This is a genomic window from Pseudomonas sp. LB3P81 (assembly GCF_054897965.1).
Map to the genome: position 1 here is coordinate 1,907,315 of NZ_JBUBVG010000001.1, position 19,211 is coordinate 1,926,525.

At 55.3% G+C, this 19,211-nt stretch carries 14 protein-coding genes and 1 riboswitch; of the genes, 6 read left to right on the forward strand and 8 right to left on the reverse strand.

The genetic code is table 11. The annotated features are described in order from the left end of the window. Positions 1-96: 96 nt before the first annotated feature. Both ACYZTL_RS08840 and ACYZTL_RS08845 read right to left on the reverse strand, forming a co-directional pair. A complete protein-coding gene (locus ACYZTL_RS08840) occupies positions 97-1,482 on the reverse strand; it encodes a sensor histidine kinase (protein WP_461951467.1) in 1,386 nt (461 codons plus the stop codon). Continuing rightward, complete coding sequence (locus ACYZTL_RS08845; protein WP_461951468.1) at positions 1,475-2,146, reverse strand: response regulator; 672 nt, start codon at positions 2,144-2,146, stop codon at positions 1,475-1,477. Before ACYZTL_RS08845 ends, ACYZTL_RS08840 begins: the two co-directional genes overlap by 8 nt. Positions 2,147-2,536: 390 nt before the next feature. On the opposite strand from ACYZTL_RS08845, the gene ACYZTL_RS08850 reads away from it, so the two are divergent. The 4 genes from ACYZTL_RS08850 to ACYZTL_RS08865 are packed head-to-tail and all read left to right on the forward strand — an operon-like array spanning position 2,537 to position 6,580. Beyond that, positions 2,537-3,514, forward strand: coding sequence for a Bug family tripartite tricarboxylate transporter substrate binding protein (locus ACYZTL_RS08850; RefSeq protein ID WP_461951469.1), 978 nt, complete (start codon positions 2,537-2,539; stop codon positions 3,512-3,514). 58 nt (positions 3,515-3,572) lie between these two features. After that, positions 3,573-4,031 (forward strand): tripartite tricarboxylate transporter TctB family protein, encoded by a 459-nt coding sequence (locus ACYZTL_RS08855; RefSeq protein WP_461951470.1) that lies wholly within the window; start codon positions 3,573-3,575, stop codon positions 4,029-4,031. 1 nt (position 4,032) lies between these two features. Beyond that, positions 4,033-5,547 (forward strand): tripartite tricarboxylate transporter permease, encoded by a 1,515-nt coding sequence (locus tag ACYZTL_RS08860; RefSeq protein ID WP_461951471.1) that lies wholly within the window; start codon positions 4,033-4,035, stop codon positions 5,545-5,547. Beyond that, positions 5,540-6,580 (forward strand): AbrB family transcriptional regulator, encoded by a 1,041-nt coding sequence (locus ACYZTL_RS08865; RefSeq protein ID WP_461951472.1) that lies wholly within the window; start codon positions 5,540-5,542, stop codon positions 6,578-6,580. The genes ACYZTL_RS08860 and ACYZTL_RS08865 overlap by 8 nt, the downstream gene beginning before the upstream one ends. 160 nt (positions 6,581-6,740) lie before the next feature. Here the strand turns inward: ACYZTL_RS08865 and ung are convergent, their stop codons facing one another. Continuing rightward, positions 6,741-7,433, reverse strand: a complete 693-nt coding sequence (gene ung / locus ACYZTL_RS08870; protein ID WP_461951473.1) for a uracil-DNA glycosylase — start codon at positions 7,431-7,433, stop codon at positions 6,741-6,743. A 132-nt stretch (positions 7,434-7,565) separates the two neighbouring features. On the opposite strand from ung, the gene ACYZTL_RS08875 reads away from it, so the two are divergent. Further along, positions 7,566-8,678, forward strand: a complete 1,113-nt coding sequence (locus tag ACYZTL_RS08875; RefSeq protein ID WP_461951474.1) for an enoyl-CoA hydratase/isomerase family protein — start codon at positions 7,566-7,568, stop codon at positions 8,676-8,678. Between the two features lie 134 nt (positions 8,679-8,812). Here ACYZTL_RS08875 and ACYZTL_RS08880 read toward each other — a convergent pair whose 3' ends face one another. The 5 genes from ACYZTL_RS08880 to ACYZTL_RS08900 form a co-directional block, all read right to left on the reverse strand. Then, entirely contained in the window at positions 8,813-14,407 is a 5,595-nt protein-coding gene (locus ACYZTL_RS08880; protein ID WP_461951475.1) for a calcium-binding protein, read from the reverse strand. A gap of 2 nt (positions 14,408-14,409) precedes the next feature. Next, a complete protein-coding gene (locus ACYZTL_RS08885) occupies positions 14,410-15,267 on the reverse strand; it encodes a hypothetical protein (protein WP_461951476.1) in 858 nt (285 codons plus the stop codon). Between the two features lie 30 nt (positions 15,268-15,297). Further along, the gene (locus ACYZTL_RS08890) at positions 15,298-16,512 is read right to left on the reverse strand and encodes a glycosyltransferase family 4 protein (RefSeq protein WP_461951477.1); all 1,215 of its coding nucleotides are present in this window, start codon (positions 16,510-16,512) and stop codon (positions 15,298-15,300) included. 294 nt (positions 16,513-16,806) lie between these two features. Beyond that, entirely contained in the window at positions 16,807-17,283 is a 477-nt protein-coding gene (locus tag ACYZTL_RS08895) for a hypothetical protein (RefSeq protein ID WP_461951478.1), read from the reverse strand. Positions 17,284-17,450: 167 nt separating this feature from the next. Beyond that, complete coding sequence (locus ACYZTL_RS08900; protein WP_461951479.1) at positions 17,451-17,693, reverse strand: hypothetical protein; 243 nt, start codon at positions 17,691-17,693, stop codon at positions 17,451-17,453. A gap of 277 nt (positions 17,694-17,970) precedes the next feature. Next, positions 17,971-18,071: riboswitch (guanidine-I (ykkC/yxkD leader) on the forward strand. A gap of 61 nt (positions 18,072-18,132) precedes the next feature. Between ACYZTL_RS08900 and ACYZTL_RS08905 the strand changes: the two genes are divergently transcribed. Then, positions 18,133-19,200, forward strand: a complete 1,068-nt coding sequence (locus ACYZTL_RS08905; protein ID WP_461951480.1) for a putative urea ABC transporter substrate-binding protein — start codon at positions 18,133-18,135, stop codon at positions 19,198-19,200. Positions 19,201-19,211 lie beyond the last annotated feature (11 nt).

Here is a 19,211-nt window from a genome sequence, read left to right on the forward strand (position 1 = left end):
TTGCGAAGCGACCCCACTTTCCAATAAAAAGAATGGGACTGCTACGCAGTCCAGCGGGAGCAAGCTCCCTCACCACAGATGTGCATGTGCCGCAACCTACCCCGCAATAAAACTCACCCGCACCTTCAACCCCGCCTTTTCACCGTCATGCAGGCTGATCTGCGCCAAATGCGCACGGCAAATCTCGCCGACAATCGCCAGCCCCAACCCCGAGCCGGCGACTTGCTGATTGCGTCGATAGAAGCGTTCGAACACCCGATCGCGTTCTTCAAGAGGAATCCCCGGCCCATCGTCCTCGACCTCCAGCACTGCCGGTGCCGAGACCCGCAGGATCACATTGCCGCCGGAAGGCGTATGGGCCAGCGCGTTATCCACCAGATTGCTCAATAGCTCGTTCAACAGCGTCGGCTCACCGCGCAGCCATACCGGCTCATCCGCCTCCAGCGCCAGCGCGACACCTCGGGCATGGGCCAGCGGCGCCATGGCCATGCCGAGTTCACGGGCCAGTTGACTCAGGTCCAGCAATTGCGCGCCGCCCTCGGCGATCGCCCGGGCACCGTTCTCGACCCGCGCCAACGAAAGCAATTGATTGGCCAGATGGGTCAAGCGGTCCGTGCCCTGGGCCGCCGTTTCCAACGTATTGCGCCAAGTGTCGGGTTCAGACGAGCGCAGGCCCAGCTCAAGCCGCGCCTTGAGCGCGGCCAGCGGCGTACGCAGTTCATGGGCGGCATCGGCGATGAATTGCGCCTGTCGCTCGAACTGCCAGCGCAGGCGCTCGGTAAAGTGATTGAGCGCGCGCACCAGCGGCCACAATTCGCGCTGCACTTCCACCAGTGGCAGCGGCCGCAGATCGTCGGACTGGCGTTCTTCCACCGCCGTGCGCAAACGTTCCAATGGACGCAACGCCGCACTGACCGCAAACCACACGATCAGCAATGCGCCGACCGCCAGCATGCCCAACCGCAGCAAAGTGTCCGCCGCCAGGCTGCGGGCCATGCTCACGCGCGCCTCATCGGTTTCCGCCACGCGGATTTCCGCCATGCCGTTCATGTTCGGCTCGCTCACGGGTTTAAGCAGGCTGACCACCCGCACGTTCTGCCCCCGATACGTCGCGTTATAGAAACGCGCCAGCGCCGGATAGTCGTCGGTACGCGGCGTGCCCGGCGGCGGAGGCGGCAGGTTTTCGTAACCGGAAATCAGCTTCTGATTGATGTCATTGACCAGATAGAAAATCCGCCCGGCGCTGTCGTAGGCGAAGGTATCGAGGGCCACGTAGGGCACGTCGGCGCTCAGGCTGCCATCGCGCTGGGACACCCCGGCGGCGATGGTTCGTGCCGAGGCCAGCAAGGTCCGGTCGTACGCGGTGTCGGCAGCTTCACGCCCGTTCCAGTAAGCGCTCAAACCACTGGCCAGCATCAACACCACCAACAACAGCGCGAGGTTCCACAGCAACCGCCAGCGCAGGCTGCTGGGCTTATGCATCACGGCTTTCCAGCAAGTAGCCAAGACCACGGAAGGTCACGATGGCGACCGGTTGGCCGTCGAGTTTCTTGCGCAAGCGGTGGACGTAGATTTCGATGGCATCGGGGCTGGCTTCTTCGTCCAGACCGAACACCTGGGCAGCCAGTTGTTCCTTGCTCATCACCCGACCGGGACGGGCGATCAGGGCTTCGAGCACTGCCTGCTCGCGGGAGGTCAGGGTCAACAGTTCGTCGCCGAGGGTGAAGCGCCGGGTGTCCAGATCGTAAGCCAGCACGCCGCATCTCTGCAGTCGTTCACCGCCGAGCACGCTGCGGCGCAACAAGGCTTTGACCCGCGCTTCGAGCTCGGTCAGTTCGAACGGTTTGGCCAGGTAATCGTCAGCGCCGAGGTTCAAGCCATGCACCCGGTCCTTGACGTCGCTGCGAGCGGTCAACATCAGCACCGGCAGGTTCTTGCCCCGGGCCCGCAGGCGCGCCAGCACTTCGAAACCATCCATGCGCGGCAGGCCGACGTCGAGGATCGCCATGGCGTATTCCTCGCTGCTCAACGCCAGGTCGGCGGCCACGCCGTCATGCAGCACATCAACGGTCAGCCCGGTGCTCTTGAGCGCCTGGGCGACACTGTCGGCGAGTTGCAGATGGTCTTCGACGAGCAGAACACGCATGGATCTTTACCTCATTCAGGGATGTTCGACGCCATTCTTTGGCGCGGAGTTTACAGCCGCATCCGCCGCTGTGAAGCCCGAAAACCGTGAAAGTCCGCTGAAAGGTTAGTGAAAGGTTCGACCGTTAGAGTCGGCCCACGGATGGTTTCGACTGCGAGCCATCGGTCGTGCTTTGAAATGTAGCTCCCGAAAAACGCCTTGATGCGTTTTCGCCAATAAGAACAATAACGAGGTACTTCGCCATGCTGTCCACACAGCTCCAGATTTGCCCGCCCCATCCCTTTTCTCGCTCCCCATCGCTTACGCTCGTCAGCGCCGTTGCTGGCTGCGCAACGCGAAACCGCCGCATCTGAAACATCCCCAAAAACAATAACTCCCGTGGAGACAACAATGAATCGATCACTGCGCCGTTTCGCCCTCGCCGCCAGCTGCATGCTGTTTGCCGGCCAACTGATGGCCGAGCCTAAACGCCCGGAATGCATCGCCCCGGCCTCGCCCGGTGGCGGTTTCGACCTGACCTGCAAACTGGCGCAGAGCGCGCTGGTCAACGAAAAGCTGCTGACCAAACCGATGCGCGTGACCTACATGCCCGGCGGTGTCGGCGCGGTGGCGTACAACGCGGTGGTTGCTCAACGTCCGGCCGACGCCGGCACGCTGGTGGCATGGTCCAGCGGTTCGCTACTGAACCTGGCCCAGGGCAAGTTCGGTCGTTTCGATGAAACCAACGTGCGCTGGTTGGCCGCCGTCGGCACCAGCTACGGCGCCATCGCGGTGAAAAGCGATTCGCCCTACAAGACCCTGGACGATCTGGTTCAAGCGCTGAAGAAAGATCCGAGCAAAGTGGTCATCGGTTCCGGCGGCACCGTCGGCAGCCAGGACTGGATGCAAACCGCGCTGATCGCCAAGGCCGCCGGGATCAACCCGCGCGACTTGCGTTACGTCGCCCTCGAAGGCGGCGGTGAAATCGCCACCGCCCTGCTCGGCGGTCATATCCAGGTCGGCAGCACCGACATCTCCGACTCCATGCCGCATATCCAGAGCGGCGACATGCGACTGCTGGCGGTGTTCTCCGAGAAACGCCTGGACGAGCCGGAGATGAAAGACATTCCGACCGCCAAGGAGCAAGGCTACGACATCGTCTGGCCGGTGGTTCGCGGTTTCTACCTCGGGCCAAAAGTCAGCGACGAAGACTACGCCTGGTGGAAAGAGGCCTTCGACAAACTGCTGGCGTCCGAAGACTTCGCCAAGCTGCGCGATCAGCGTGAACTGTTCCCGTTCGCCATGACCGGCCCGGAGCTGGACACCTACGTGAAGAAGCAGGTCGCGGACTACAAAGTGCTGGCCAAAGAGTTCGGCCTGATTCAGTGATCGCCTCTGTCTAGCGGCTGCGGCTCCGTTTGACGGAGTCGCGGCACAGGAGTTTTCCATGCTCTTACAACGCATTTTTGCTTCGGTGCTGTTGCTGGCCTGTCTCAGCCTGGTGCTGATGGCCTGGCCCTACCAGGCACCTTTTTCCTACGAACCGATCGGACCACGAGCCTTTCCCCTGTTGATGCTGGGCTTGATGGGCCTGGGACTGGTTTACATGGTGTATCGCCCCTCGCCGATCAAACACACCGATGAAGATCCGCCGATGGATCGCGAAACCCTGACCAAGATTGGCATCTGCGTATTGTTGCTTCTGGTCTTCGCCGGGTTGTTCGAACCTCTGGGCTTTATCCTCAGCAGCCTGCTGATTGGCATTCCGATGGCGCGCCTGTACGGCGGACGCTGGTTGCCGGGTGCGGTGATCATCAGCCTGATGAGTATCGGTCTGTACCTGCTGTTCGACAAAGTCATGGACGTGCCACTGCCTCTGGGCCTGCTCGACGTTCTGGAGAACTGATATGGATACGCTTGGTTATTTGAGTCATGGCTTCGGCGTCGCGTTGACCCCTTACAACCTGGTCACTGCACTCAGCGGCACGCTGATCGGCACCGTCGTCGGCCTGTTGCCGGGTCTGGGGCCGATCAACGGCGTGGCGCTGCTGATCCCGATCGCGTTCGCCCTCGGCCTGCCGCCGGAATCAGCGTTGATCCTGCTGGCCGCGGTGTATCTGGGTTGCGAATACGGCGGCCGGATCAGTTCGATTCTGCTGAACATTCCGGGCGAAGCGTCCACCGTGATGACCACCCTCGATGGTTACCCGATGGCCCGTCAGGGAATGGCGGGCGTTGCGCTGTCACTGTCGGCGTGGAGTTCGTTCATCGGCGCCTTTATTGCGACCTGCGGGATGGTGGTGTTCGCGCCCATTTTGGCGAAATGGGCGATTGCCTTCGGCCCGGCGGAATATTTCGTCCTGATGGTGTTTGCGATTGTCTGTCTCGGCGGCATGGCGGGTGATCGCCCACTGAAGACTTTTATCGCGGCGCTGATCGGCCTGTTTCTGTCGACTGTCGGTATCGACGCCAACAGCGGTGTCTACCGCTTCACCGGGGACAATATCCACCTCACCGACGGTATTCAGTTCGTGGTGCTGGTGCTGGGCCTGTTCTCCATCAGCGAAATCCTGTTGCTGCTGGAAAAAACCCATCGCGGGCAAGAAGCGTTCAAAGCCACCGGTCGCATGATGTTCAACTTCAAGGAAGCCGCCTCGGTGTTCTGGGTGAACATGCGTTGCGGTGTGCTGGGTTTCATCATGGGCGTTTTGCCTGGTGCCGGCGCGACGCTTGCCAGTGCCGTGGCCTACATGACCGAGAAACGTATCGCCGGCCCAAGTGGAAAATTCGGACAGGGCGACAAGCGTGGCCTGGCCGCTCCGGAAACTGCCATCGGTGCTGAGGCCTGCGGCGCGCTGGTGCCGATGTTGACGCTGGGCGTTCCCGGTTCGGGCACGACGGCGGTGATGATCGGTGCGTTGTCGCTGTACAACATCACGCCGGGTCCACTGCTGTTTCAACAGCAACCGGACATCGTCTGGGGCCTGATCGCTTCGTTGTTTGTCGCCAACATCATGCTGGTGATTCTCAACATTCCGATGATCCGCATCTTCACCCGCATCCTCGCGGTACCGAACTGGGCGCTGGTGCCAATGATCGCGATCATTACCGCCATCGGCGTGTTCGCGGTGCATGCCACCACCTTCGACCTGTTCCTGATGATCGGCATCGGTATCTTCGGCTACATTCTGCGCAAGCTGGACTTCCCGTTGTCGCCGGTTCTGCTCGGCTTCATTCTCGGAGGTTTGATGGAACAGAATCTGCGCCGGGCACTGTCGATCTCCAACGGTTCGCTGGAGATTCTCTGGTCGAGCGGGATCACCGTGGGTGTCTGGGGGTTGATCGTAGTGATGCTGCTGGTGCCAATTGTGCGGATCTGGCGCAAGCGTTCGGTCGCTCGTCGCGCTATCGCCGATGTCTGATCGAACACCCTTCAACGCCTGGTGGGGTACGCCGCTGGTCGGCGCGCTGGGCGGTTACCTCGCTAGCCTGGTCGGCTGGCCGTTGCCCTGGATGGTCGGCTCGTTGCTGGCGATCATCCTGGTGCGCTGCCTGACACCCTGGCAACTGGCGGAAATCCCTGGCGGCCGCAAGGTCGGCCAGTGGGTCGTCGGCATCGGCATTGGCCTGCACTTCACCCCGGTGGTGATGGAGCAGGTGTTGAGCCACTTTGGTCTGATCTTCTTCGGTGCATTGGTCACCAGCCTCTCGGCCATAGTCGGGGTCTGGTTGATGCGACGCACCGGTGAGGATCGCGCCACCGCGTTCTTTTCCAGCATGCCCGGCGGCTCCGGGGAGATGGTCAACCTCGGCGCACGCAATGGCGCGGTGCTCAGTCGCGTAGCGGCCGGGCAAAGTCTGCGGGTGCTGGTGGTGGTGCTGTGTGTGCCGGCGGCGTTCAAGTATTTGTTGGGCGACGGTGCGCCGATCGCTCATCCGACGGCCGTCAACGGGTGGTGGCTGGCCCTTCTATTCCCGGCGGGCGCGTTGGCGGCCTGGCTTTGGGAACGTCTTCGTCAACCCAACCCGTGGCTGTTCGGGCCGCTGCTGGTGAGTGCGGCGGTGAGCATTGGTTGGGATTTGCATATAGGCTTGCCAAACGGCGGCAGTCAGATTGGCCAATGGCTGATCGGCAGTGGGTTGGGTTGTCACTTCAACCGGCAGTTTTTCCGGCGGGCGCCTTCGTTTATGGGGCGGACCTTGATTGGCACGGTGCTGACCATGTTGATCGCCACGGCGGCAGCGCTGGGATTGAGTGCGCTGACGCACCTGGATTTGCGTTCACTGACGTTGGGCATGATGCCCGGCGGGATTGCGGAGATGAGCCTGACGGCGGAGACCCTGCAATTGTCGGTGCCGCTGGTGACGGCGATGCAGGTGATGCGGTTGTTGTTTGTGTTGTTTCTGGCGGAGCCGTTGTTCAAGTATTGGAACCGGGTGCCGGAGCAGCCCTGACACCATCCACTGTGGCGAGGGAGCTTGCTCCCGCTCGGCTGCGTAGCAGTCGTAAACCGGGTGTATGTGGTGGATCAGAAAGAACCAGCTTGCATGTTTTAGGGCTGCTTCGCAGCCCAACGGGAGCAAGCTCCCTCGCCACAAAAGCCCTCTGTCGCGCCTAAACCGGCGGCAACCGCCACTCGATCGGCGTCTCGCCATTCTGTTCCAGAAACTTGTTGGTCCGGCTGAAGTGCCCGCACCCGAGAAAACCGCGATAAGCGGACAGCGGCGACGGATGCACCGACGTCAGCACCAGATGCTTGGTCGCATCGATCAGTTTCTGCTTGCTCTGGGCATGCGCCCCCCACAGCATGAACACCAGATGCGGTTGCTGTTGGCTAACCACTTCAATGATCCGGTCGGTAAAAAACTGCCAACCCTTGTCCTTGTGCGCATTGGCGTTGGCGCGCTCGACGGTCATGGTGGTATTGAGCATCAACACGCCCTGATCAGCCCAGCTCTGCAGATAGCCGTGATTGGGAATCTCGATGTTCAGGTCTCGTTTCAACTCTTTATAGATGTTCACCAGCGACGGCGGTGCCGGTACGCCGGGTTGCACCGAGAAGCACAAGCCATGGGCCTGGCCCGGGCCGTGATACGGGTCCTGACCGAGAATCACCACTTTCACCTTGTCCAGCGGCGTCGAATTAAGCGCGTTGAAAATCATCGGGCCGGGTGGATAGATTTCCTTGCCCGCCGCGCGCTCCAGTTGCAGAAAATTTCGCAAATCTGCCATGTAGGGCTGGTCGAACTCAGCACGCAGTGCCTCCTTCCAGCTCGGTTCGAGTTTGATACGGTCGTCAGCAGTCATGGTTACATCCGGCAAAAACAATGGGGCGAACCCTAGGAAAGCCCATCACGCTTGTCAATTGATCTGACGCAGAACCGGCACTTTCCTGCATTGCGATCATACTGAACGCTCAAATTCCCGATCGAGGTCACGATGAATCTGCACTTCGAAGAACTCACTGGCACCGACGGCGCCCGCATCGGCGTTGCCAGCCTGGATGCAGAAAAGTCCCTTAATGCCCTGTCCTTGCCGATGATCAACGCCCTGCGCGATCGACTGGACATCTGGGCCAAGGATCCGCAAATCGTCTGCGTGCTATTGCGCGGCAACGGCGCCAAGGCTTTTTGTGCGGGCGGCGAAGTCCGCAGCCTGGTGGAAGCCTGTCGCACGCATCCGGGTGAAGTACCGCCGCTGGCCGCGCATTTCTTTGCGGCGGAATACCGACTGGACTTCAGCCTGCACACCTACCCGAAACCGCTGATCTGCTGGGGCCACGGTTATGTGCTGGGGGGTGGCATGGGGCTGCTGCAGGGCGCGAGCATCCGCATCGTCACGCCGAGCAGCCGATTGGCGATGCCGGAAATCAGTATCGGTCTGTACCCGGATGTCGGCGCCAGTTGGTTTCTGTCGCGCCTGCCCGGCAAGCTCGGTCTGTTCCTCGGCCTGACCGGTGCGCATATTAACGGTCGTGATGCGATCGATCTGGACCTGGCCGACCGTTTCCTGCTCGATGAACAGCAAGAAGAGCTGATCGAAGGCTTGTTGCAATTGAACTGGCAGGAACAGACACCGATGCAGCTCAACAGTCTGCTCAAGGCCTTGCAGCAGGAAGCGCTCTCGCAGATGCCTGAAGCCCAGTGGCTGCCGCGCCGCCAGCAGATCGATGAACTGCTGGACGTCAGTGACGTGCAATGCGCCTGGAAGGCCATCAGCCAACAACGCGATCACACGGACCTGGTGCTCAGCCGCGCCGCACGCACCCTGAGCGAAGGCTCGCCCCTGACCGCTCATCTGGTGTGGGAGCAGATCGCCCGCGCCCGACACCTGTCGCTGGCGCAGGTTTTTCAGATGGAATACACCTTGAGCCTCAACTGCTGCCGACACCCGGAGTTCAGCGAAGGCGTGCGGGCGCGGTTGATCGACAAGGATCAGAAACCGCGCTGGCGTTGGCCGGACATCAACAACGTCCCGGATGCGGTGGTGGAGGCGCATTTTCACAAGGTTTGGGAAGGTCGACATCCGCTGGCGGATCTTTCCGGATACTAGGATCAAGGCCTTGTCCGCGATGGCCATATCAATAGGTCTATCGCGGGCAAGCCATATTCTCCGAGTGAGTCACCCGGCGCGTTCCTAAGAACGGCTAGTAGTCACCGTCTGTTTGTTTTGTCATCAAGCCATAACTAAATCTGAACCCCATAAAATTCATTTATTTCCTTAATTGCCTCCGACACACCCTCGCCATCACGTAAAAATATATCGTCCATATCTTTTAGCGGAGGCAGGGGATGCAGAAGTTCAACCAGCTGGTTCGCAGTGTAGTCTTCAGGCGCCCTGTCTACTCCTTGTACTCTTATAAAGCTTATCGCAGCATCGCCACCTGAAAAATGATTAGCCACTCGTATCTTAGGAGACGCACCGTAATTCACCACTACAACGAGATCATTATTATCGCGGTGAAATTTCAACTGATGAATGGATGCATCGAAATCCGTAAAATCGATTCCATCAGTACCGCCTGACGCATTAATAATCAAATCTCTCCCCAACCCGTCATATTTATAAATATCGTTACCCGCGCCGCCGGTTAAAGTGTCGTTACCAGGCCCTCCCCATAGGATATCGTCCCCTGTACCACCCGAAATCAAGTCATCTCCCTGCATACCTCGTATCTCTCCAGCGCCACTCAAAGTGTCATTACCTTGACCGCCAACGAGAGGGAGTTTTTTACCATCCCGAAAAGAGATAGCCTCAGCCGCATCATCGATCAGAACACCATGGTGGTAAGTATCAGGTGCTGGACCTAATTTACTATTAACTATAAGGCGCTCCAAGCTAACGCTTGATCCATCTGCAAATTTTATAACCTCAATACCAGAACCACCAAGATCACTCGCATTCGGCAATACAATACGAACCTGTTGATCTTGCCCCCAAGAGATATCAAGCGTCGAGTAAAGCATCTGCCCACGGGGCGGATTGCGATAGGTGCGGCGTTGTGGTTTTGGCGCCAGCTCAATATTGACCGCTTCAACCAATACGGCACCCCAACTTAACTGCAACTGCTCAAGGGTTATCCCATCCGGAAGTCTAACGGTATCCGTATCGTCTAACCCGAATTCTGCTTTCCACCCGGCAACCCCAACTTCCGGACGAAGAAACACAGGGCTTAACATATCCGCAATAATGGTAGTCGCTCCAGCATGGGCACCTATTATATAAGTGTCTGGACCGTTCTCACCGTAAAGCCAATCATACCCTGAACCACTGACTAAATAATCCGCACCCTCTGATCCGAGCAGCGTATCGTTTCCTTCCCCGCCTAAAAGAAACGCACCGGGTGTCCTAGCCTCATCATTACCATAATAAACCTCGGGATCCTTATACGTGACTATTAAGTCATCGCCCGTCCCGCCATGAAAAATATTTCCAACTTCGAGATTTACCCGGCCGCCTGTATCGTCGCCCTGAACAATTTGATGCCTGATAGTTTCAGTCGTGACATCCCAAATGAACTGTTTATAACTTACCTCGCCACTTTCAAAGCTTCCAGCAGGATAAACATACCAACCTTGAATGACACCTGTGGCGCTTTTATTTTCGACGACAACTTCACCAGCATTTAAAGCAAACCCACTGTAATTTGAGCCGGAGGGAAAGTATTGCGGTTCTTGTTTTGGTGTGTATTTCAGCCCACCTACCAATGCCGGTCTTGACTCTGTGCGGGACGTTGTGCTTGAGGACCTCTCACTGAGCACTGCCTTACCAGAAACAAGATTCATCCGTTCAGGGGGTTCTGACAATGATCCTGACTGAAAACTTTCAACAATTAAATTAGTTTGTTCGTGGTAGCTGTACTCATCATCAGCAATATGGTTTTTACTCCAGGCTCCCTGAGCATTTAGCACGAATCCCGATGCCAGAATAAATGCCGAGCGGCGCTTTTTCAGATTATCCATAAACTCTTCGCTCCACAATTTATCGGCATCAGTTTCAACTCGCGGGATATCGGCCGCATTACTATTGGTATCTGTCTCCCCACTAGAGTTGTCATCATGTCCGGATTGCTCCGTACTAGTATTATTATCTACAGCCTCGACACCACTTTCGCTTGCACCACTTCCCGGAGATGTTTCTGCCAAAGACGAAACATCTACCGAACCTTGGGCAATTTTCATAACCTCCTGAAAACTTAAAACGACACCGTCACTGAAACTAAATGATGAATTTTGCCATTTTTCAAAATCACGGATCCGAACTGCGTCACCCAACCCATTCGTCAGTCGTAATACTGGGCCAACATCAACAACAACGATGCCAACTTTTAAATCGCTCGCAGCAAATCCAGATCCGAATTTTATGATGTTGTTTCCGCCTGTATCTGCGATAACGTCGATACCATCGCCGGCACCGAAGTGATAAGTGTCATCGCCGTCTAACCCATCCAGATAGTCTTTGCCACTGCCTCCTTCAAAAACGTTGTTACCGGGACCACCGCGAAGATAGTCCCCACCTGCACCGCCATTTAGCGTGTCGTCTCCACCTCCGCCTATCAGGGTGTCGTTACCGGCACCGCCATCAAGATAATCTGCGCCATGTTCCGTTTCGGGCCTTAGCTCATAATCACCCAACAAGAAGTCGTCATCAGCGCCGCCATAAAGTGTATCGGCGCCCAAGCCTCCCCAGAGTGTGTCGTTTCCTGCATTGCCTTGAATGTAATCATCATTAATCCCGCCCTCTCGCAGTCTGTGTTCGTCTCCGTCCAAGGCGTCATTTCCTTCTCCCCCTATCAGCGTATCGGAGCCACCCATGCCTATAAGCGTGTCATCACCGATGCCGCCATCAAGGAAATCATTACCGTGGTAGTGAACTGGGTGAGTGAGGTAATCGCCAGAGAGATTATCGTTACCTGCACCGCCATAAAGTGAATCATCAGCACCGCCACCCTGGAGGGTGTCGTTGCCCGCACCACCATCCAGAAAGTCACTCCCGAAATAATGGGCTGCATCACCCTCAATCCCCTGCAACTCAGAGTCATCGCCCTTTAGATCATCGTTACCGAGGCCGCCGTACAACACATCGCTACCACCATTACCGTGAAGTTCGTCATTGCCATCACCACCGTCCAGCAAATCGTTTCCATGGCTCCTGCTTTTGAGCCCGCCAGCGGAATCGTGGTTATCTCCCAATAGGATGTCGTCATCGCTGCCACCGAAAAGGGTGTCATTTCCTTGATCGCCGCCCATGACATCATTCCCGGGGCCGCCATCGAGTAAATCGTCCCCCCCGCCAGCGGTCATAAAATCGTGACCACCCTGGCCATAAAGAATGTCGTTACCAACTTCTACGGCCGTACTAATGGAGGCATCGGAGAGGCCTGCATGCCAACTGCTACTATCCTTGCCAAAAGGGAGTTCAACGCGTTTGAAGTCCCAACTGTCCAACACGCCACCGGTCATACCATCACCCGATAGATTGTCGTCGCCCGCCCCGCCGACCAGCGTATCTCCTCCGGTACCTCCGAGTAGCATGTCTCTGGATGAACTGCCGACCAGGAGATCGTCGCCCAGCCCCCCATCAAGCCAATCGCCACGACTTGCTCGTCCGCGAACGGCTCCGCCAGTCATCGCCTTTTCGATAGTGGCCTGCTTATCTCCAAACAAACGATCATTTCCGGCTTTACCGAATAACTGATCGGAACCACCGAGTCCAATGAGCATGTCGTGGCTAAGCGATCCGTGCAGCACGTCTGCCCGGTTGCTCTGTTTTACCTTCGGCATCACCACAACGTTGCCCAGCTCATCGTAAGAAAGCTGCTCACCGGGAACATCCGGATCGGCATCTTCAGCTTTTCGGTCACCGGTGATGGTGAGATGGGGCTTCGCAAAGCTCTGGCTTACGTAGCCTGGAAGTTGGATGCCGAACATTCCCGGTGTGTAGTGTTTTATGACAATCAGGTCATTCTGGCCGTATTTGATATTAAGTGTTTTTTCAGCGAGTTCTTCGATGAGGGTTAAAGTAATGGCGCCATCTTCAGTGATCCAGGTATTGCTCAGAGGGCCAATACGTTTGGGGAGCGGAATCGGAAGGCCATTTATAAGTATCTGACCATCGACGTTTATATCGTAAATCTGATCGATTCCATCGCCACTTGTGAATTCATATCGATCGTTGCCGGCGCCTCCAATCAGAATATCGTTACCTTTGCCGCCCACCAATACATCATCACCGGCCATCCCGTGTAGCGCATCATTTCCATCTCCGCCGCTTAACGAGTCGCTACCCTGACCACCTTCAACATAATCATTTCCTTCACCTCCGTTGATTCTGTCATCGCCGGAACCACCATAAAGATGGTCGATATTTGTTCCCCCGCTGAACGAACGCCCGCCATCATCACCAAACATGACAAGTGGATTTAAAACACCTGCTTTCATTGATACTTGCTTACCAGATGCAAGATCCGAATAGGAATAGGCCTGCGACGTGTTTTCTCCGAATGATACAGTGGTCCTGGATATTAGGCGGCCTAGCATATCCGCGCGATCAACAATCCATTGCTCTGTAATTACTCCATCACCGCTTTTCGAATCATGGAGTTCCAGTCCACGCCCTGAAAAGTTGTCTTCTCTCTCTATGACGATTTCACTCAGGTGTTTTAAAGAGTTGCGCAATGCCTTCCCGGCAGGTGTTTCCTGGGCGGCTAACTCTCTCCACTCAGAAACACTGCCGCATTCCACAATCGTCTTGGCAACAGTACTCTGGGATTGACTCGGTGATAACGAGGAGAAAAATGCATAGGCGTTAGCAGCAAATGTTTCATCCGTGGTAGGTGCAACTGAAGCAACACCATCATATGTTAGTTTTAACATATCAAAGAAGGTATTCACCCCATACCTTAATATCAGGTCCACCGTGGATGAAATAGGCGTGCCTTTGACGACATGCTGGATGAACGGGCTATAGCTTCCACTGCTTTCCGCAATATTTATCTGCTCCGGCAAAACTGAAAACAGACTCTCGAGTGCATTCCAACCAAAACTCTTGAACACTGCCACAAGAGCCACGCAGTAGGAATCTATGGCGAACAAGATATTCTTAAAATCATCTACCCTATTAACTTCTGCTAATTCATGCCTTCCTTTAATTTCCGACCCGGGATCACCTGCCGAGATCAATCTCCACGTTTCATAGGGATATTCCCCACCCAACAGACTAAATCCGATTGTCCCCGACCACCCCGAGTTACGACTTGAAGCGGTATCTTCTTCGCCAACTTCCTTAGGGAACAGTATTCTACCGATGGCGCTTGCATCGATGGAAGCGATTTGGTCAATTGAAGGCACGGTCCACGGCGCCAAGTTGTCTTTGAGCGACCCATACATCAAAGCATTCATGAAATTGACTGCCACCTGGTTCGATGACTCCTGCATCAACTCATCACTAAACACTTTATTCAGTCTTAACTGTCCTTGCCGCATTGTATAAGCACGGATCAAAGCTGAGTAAGCACCATTTCCTCCATTGGCATTAATTGCCACATCAAGCCACAGCTTGGCACTCTTTAAAATCTTCTTAATGTTTTCATCAAAAACAACAGAACCAGAAAGCTTTTCACCAATCATTTCCGATAGCGCCTGATAAAAAGGTGCACAATTTAGACCTTTTATCGCTACAGCTCGATACAACTCAATCCTCGATTCAAACCTCATGCCTTTGCATATACTGGCAGCATCGATAATCTTTTCTTTCTCTACAGCACTAAAAATATAACTCATCATTACTTCCCTGTAATTATGGAGCGTGAAAGATACTCATTAATAAACTTAAGCGCGGCAGGAGCCGCATGTAGCGAACCTGTCCCCAAATGCACACGAGCATCACCACCTGCAAAATCAAAATCATGCAATTCGACTGTGCAATAAGCATTGAAACGGCCAAAGTCCAGATTTTCCAGTTGTGATCTGTTAAACGTCAATAAAACGTCCCTACTCAACCCACTTTCCAAAACTTCGCTCGACGGAGAACCCAAACCGTTACACGCAATCATTCGCGGAGTTCCGTCACGGCGACGCCAATCGCTTATAACGAAATTTTTTATAGAGAACTCGTTCTCAACGCTAGGAGGGGGAGCGTCAAGCCAGAGCTCCAAACCCGGGTAATTTTTAAGTTTCACAATAAGCTCTCCAGGCCAATCGACAGTCTGAAGACCCACTTCATATGGTTCAGTGGATGCTGTTCTTGTGTACAGCCTGGCTGTAACACTGAAAAGCTTCCGGTTGGGTGACGGCTCCTTCCCGAGTTCCTGATAGGTGGGACGAAGTTCAGTACCCGTCCACCAGAAAGAGCCCTCGAGGCCTTCCGCAATACACAGCCCGTTCCTCGTGGTAGAACTATAATAAAACCCTGGGATTTTACTTATATCAAGAAGGCCTCCCCCCAGAATGGGAACATGCTCCATACCAGCGAGTTCCTGATTGCATTTTTTTGATTCCTCTCGGCTACGACCCCGCTCTTCTGCCCTGCGCTCCGAGTCAATATAGCAACTCACCAACCATGAGCAAAAAGCCAAAACCAAACCGTACTTCAATATGGTTTTACACCACCAATATGCATCCTTGCGATATACCTTATACATTTCAAACTCCATTTAAAATGATCAAACAAGCTACTTGAAAGCTGACATCACGCGGTCAAAAGCGTCAAAATAGCCTCGCACTCCATGCTTTACATCAAATCTGCTAGCAGTTGATTTCGCTGATTCTCCAATCAAACTAAAATCGCCGGTATTTTTTAAGACTCTACAAACCTTTCCAGCTATCGCCTCAGCGTCAAAAAAATCCACCAGCAATCCATTTTCACCATCAACGATCACCTCCTGAACCGGAGCGGTATCGGAACCGATCACAACACACTCAGACGTCATTGCCTCTAGCAACGACCACGACAGAACGAAGGGATAAGTCAAATAAACATGCACTTCTGATACCTGTAAAACTGCTCTATACGTTTTATAAGGCAGCTTGCCCGTGAAATGCACCTTGGAAAGATCCATAGTTAATTCCGCCAGCAACTTACTGCGCCAATTCTCAAACCCTTTAGGCAAACGTCCATAACTGACGCCATCGCCTCCCACAATTACGATCTGGGCGTCCGGACACTTGGCCTGGATATAAGGAATGGATCTCATGAAACTATGAAATCCGCGATAGGGCTCAAGGTTTCTGGCGACATACGTCACGATTGACTGCCCGGTTTCTATCACGTGCCCACTGGGTAGCTTTACAGAGGCAATCGGCACAGGCTCAGGCGCTTGTAGAGGAATACCTTCATGAATTACGTCAATTTTAGAGTGATACGCTGGCGGAAACAGACTGCGCTGCCAATATGTCGGTGCAATTCCAATATCACATTGTTCAAGGTTCAAAAGATGCATCGAATTCAGTGGGCGAATTTTTGAGGAAGCATCTGTTGCACACGGAAATTCAGGATCAAAATCCACGTCCGCGCCTTTTGAATGATAATAGTATTCACAAAAATTAATCAGAGGAGTGTCAGGGTATACATCCTTAACAAAAAGCGTTTCACCCCATCCTGGGTGAGCAAGTATCACATCAGGGCGATAGCCTTTTTGCTTGAGTCCTTTCAACACCCCAAGTACTTTCTGCCCATCAACTACCGCCTCTTCATATTGATGCAAGTACGGATGAATGAAATTTGATTTCTTTCTTACAGGTCGATATCTAAAGAGCTTTATTCCTGATATACCCGGAGCAGTATCTCGCCCTATCGCAGTAACTGTAACGCCTGGCCGGCACAGCGCTGCCAATGCAACGTGCCGAAATTGACCAGGAAAGTTTTGATGAATGATAAGTAAATTCATGATTTAACTGACTTCCTGCTCGCACGCCCTCATTTAATTGAAGTTTTTTTTCAACATCAATTCGAATGCACAAACGCTAACAAACGCGCAGAAATAAAAATGTAGGAGCGTTCCGAGAACGCCCGAGGAGATGGAGCAAGACGCGTGAATTTCGAATCGAGCAGGTGTGACCCTCGTTCTTTCGCCACCGTGCGGTTCCTTGAGGGCGTCACCTCAAATCCCAGTCACGACCTACGAGCCCTATCTGGCGCACAAAAAAAGCGGCGCTTCATGCGCCGCATTTTTTATGAGTGCTTAACGGTGACTGCCTCGACCATCATGATCGCCGCGCCCATCATGGCCGCCCCGACCGCCCCGGTTTTCGCGTCCACCGTGGCCGCCGCGATTGTCGTTGCTCCAATTGCCACGGTTACGACCGTCCCAACCGCCACGGCTATGACCATCCCAGCCGCGACTCTGATGAGCCCGGTAATCGCTTCGTGGCGACGACTGGTAATAACGCGGTGCCGGTTGATAAACCCGCGGCTGGTAGTAATACCGCGGCGTAGGCTGGTAATAGCGGGCCGGCGGTGAGTAATACCGGCGCGGCGATGTGTAATAACCGCCATTGGAGTAGTAATCCCCGCCACCGGAGTAATACGGCGCTGGGGATGTATACACCTCGGAACTGTAGTAGCTGCCTCCTCCATCGGCATAGGGCACGCACGCACCAACAGACAATCCCAATACAGCAATCAGAAGAATTTGGCGGAGCTGTTTTCGACAGAGCATGGCGGCCTCCTGGACCGCGAGTGAGCCACACCAGCGACGCTGGCGAGCGACAGTCAATTATTCGGTGACTGTCGAAAAATCAGACATCGTTTTCGACATCTGGTGCGGTCTCGCAACAAGTTGAAACATCTCGCCGATGAAAGGTTTTTCATCTATTCACGTGCTGATTAGTGGTGGCCGCCGCGATATCCACCGCCGTAATAACGTGGCGAATGCCCGCCCCAATAGTAGTAGCGATAGCCTCCATAAAAGCGCGGACCATAGTAATAGCGTGGGCCGTAGTAATAGGAATAAGGCGAATAGCCGGGGTAGTAATAAGGCGCGGAATACACATCGTAGGAGCCGGCGTAGTAATAGCAGCCGGACAACCCGACACCGAGCACAACACCAAGCAACAGTCGACGAAACATGGCGGCCTCCTGAAAGACCCGCAGCCGATACAGGCCGGCTGACACCTGTTTTGACTGAAAATCCGTAACCGAGTGCAATGCCACAATAACCTTCAGATCAGCGGCCAATGCGGTCCATCGCGGTGCGCCAACGCACCATCACAAGGCAGCAATTCCTCCCCCTTCAAAGGCGCTGATCGCGCAATCCCCCGAACCAGAGGCATCTGGCCGACTTGGCACGGCTCTCGCTTTAACAAACCCGTGCAGGAGTCATCACAGGTTCGCGGCACCACAATTTGCAATGGCTGACTAGGGTTCCGACTCGCTAAGGCGAGTGGCTGGTCCGAGAGTTGGCGACCTCCAGTTGAGGTTACACGGCGGGACAAAAGCCCGGGAGACAAGCCACCGCTTACGGTGCCGCGTTGCCTCCTGCCCGCCCTTGATCAACTGGAGAACCACCATGTCCCGACCTCGTTTACCCGCCCTGCTCGCCGCTGCTTTTGCAGCCTTCGTGAGCGTCTCGTCCCAAGCCGCCCAGAAAGACCACTTCAGCGTCTGCTGGACCATTTACGCCGGCTGGATGCCATGGGAATACGCTGGCAGCCAAGGCATCGTCGACAAGTGGGCGAAGAAGTACGGCATCAAGATCGATGTGGTTCAGCTCAACGACTACGTCGAATCCATCAACCAGTACACCGCCGGCCAGTTCGACGGTTGCACCATGACCAACATGGACGCGCTGACCATTCCGGCGGCCGGCGGCGTCGATAGCACCGCGCTGATCGTCAGCGATTTCTCCAACGGCAACGACGGCATCGTACTCAAGGGCGACGGCAAGAAAGTCAGCGACCTCAAGGGCATGGACGTCAACCTGGTGGAGCTGTCGGTTTCCCACTACTTGCTGGCCCGCGCGCTCGATTCGGTCGACCTCACCGAGAAAGACCTGAAAGTGGTCAACACCTCCGACGCCGATATCTCCGCCGCCTTCAACACCGATCAGGTCAATGCCGTCACCACCTGGAACCCGATGCTCTCGGACATCAAGGCCAAGCCCGGCGTGACCGAAGTCTTCAACTCCAGCCAGATCCCCGGCGAAATCATGGACATGATGGTGGTCAACAGCGCCACCCTCAAAGACAACCCCGCCCTGGGCAAAGCGCTGACCGGCGCCTGGTTCGAAGTGGTCGAATTGATGAACGCAAAAAACGCGGCCAGCAAGACGGCCCTCGAACACATGGCCAAAGCCTCCGGCACTGACCTCGCGGGCTTCCAGGCACAACTGGACACCACCAAATTGTTCGCCACGCCGCAAGAAGCCCTGGCCTTCTCCACCAGCAAGCAACTGCCGGACACCATGCGCAAGGTCGCGGAGTTTTCCTTCCAGCACGGCTTGCTCGGTGAAGGCGCCAAGGACACCAGCGCGGTCGGCATGGCCTTCGCCAACGGTGTGACCAGCGGCGACAAGACCAACCTCAAACTGCGCTTCGACCCGAGCTACGTGCAGATGGCCGCCGACGCCAAGCTGTAAGAAGAGGACCT

What these genes read in the sequence shown, in the direction of transcription:
- ACYZTL_RS08840 (WP_461951467.1), bottom strand. Translation starts at nt 1,482, where the DNA reads ATGCATAAGCCCAGCAGCCTGCGCTGGCGGTTGCTGTGGAACCTCGCG.
- ACYZTL_RS08845 (WP_461951468.1), bottom strand. Translation starts at nt 2,146, where the DNA reads ATGCGTGTTCTGCTCGTCGAAGACCATCTGCAACTCGCCGACAGTGTC.
- ACYZTL_RS08850 (WP_461951469.1), top strand. Translation starts at nt 2,537, where the DNA reads ATGAATCGATCACTGCGCCGTTTCGCCCTCGCCGCCAGCTGCATGCTG.
- ACYZTL_RS08855 (WP_461951470.1), top strand. Translation starts at nt 3,573, where the DNA reads ATGCTCTTACAACGCATTTTTGCTTCGGTGCTGTTGCTGGCCTGTCTC.
- ACYZTL_RS08860 (WP_461951471.1), top strand. Translation starts at nt 4,033, where the DNA reads ATGGATACGCTTGGTTATTTGAGTCATGGCTTCGGCGTCGCGTTGACC.
- ACYZTL_RS08865 (WP_461951472.1), top strand. Translation starts at nt 5,540, where the DNA reads ATGTCTGATCGAACACCCTTCAACGCCTGGTGGGGTACGCCGCTGGTC.
- ung (WP_461951473.1), bottom strand. Translation starts at nt 7,433, where the DNA reads ATGACTGCTGACGACCGTATCAAACTCGAACCGAGCTGGAAGGAGGCA.
- ACYZTL_RS08875 (WP_461951474.1), top strand. Translation starts at nt 7,566, where the DNA reads ATGAATCTGCACTTCGAAGAACTCACTGGCACCGACGGCGCCCGCATC.
- ACYZTL_RS08880 (WP_461951475.1), bottom strand. Translation starts at nt 14,407, where the DNA reads ATGAGTTATATTTTTAGTGCTGTAGAGAAAGAAAAGATTATCGATGCT.
- ACYZTL_RS08885 (WP_461951476.1), bottom strand. Translation starts at nt 15,267, where the DNA reads ATGTATAAGGTATATCGCAAGGATGCATATTGGTGGTGTAAAACCATA.
- ACYZTL_RS08890 (WP_461951477.1), bottom strand. Translation starts at nt 16,512, where the DNA reads ATGAATTTACTTATCATTCATCAAAACTTTCCTGGTCAATTTCGGCAC.
- ACYZTL_RS08895 (WP_461951478.1), bottom strand. Translation starts at nt 17,283, where the DNA reads ATGCTCTGTCGAAAACAGCTCCGCCAAATTCTTCTGATTGCTGTATTG.
- ACYZTL_RS08900 (WP_461951479.1), bottom strand. Translation starts at nt 17,693, where the DNA reads ATGTTTCGTCGACTGTTGCTTGGTGTTGTGCTCGGTGTCGGGTTGTCC.
- ACYZTL_RS08905 (WP_461951480.1), top strand. Translation starts at nt 18,133, where the DNA reads ATGTCCCGACCTCGTTTACCCGCCCTGCTCGCCGCTGCTTTTGCAGCC.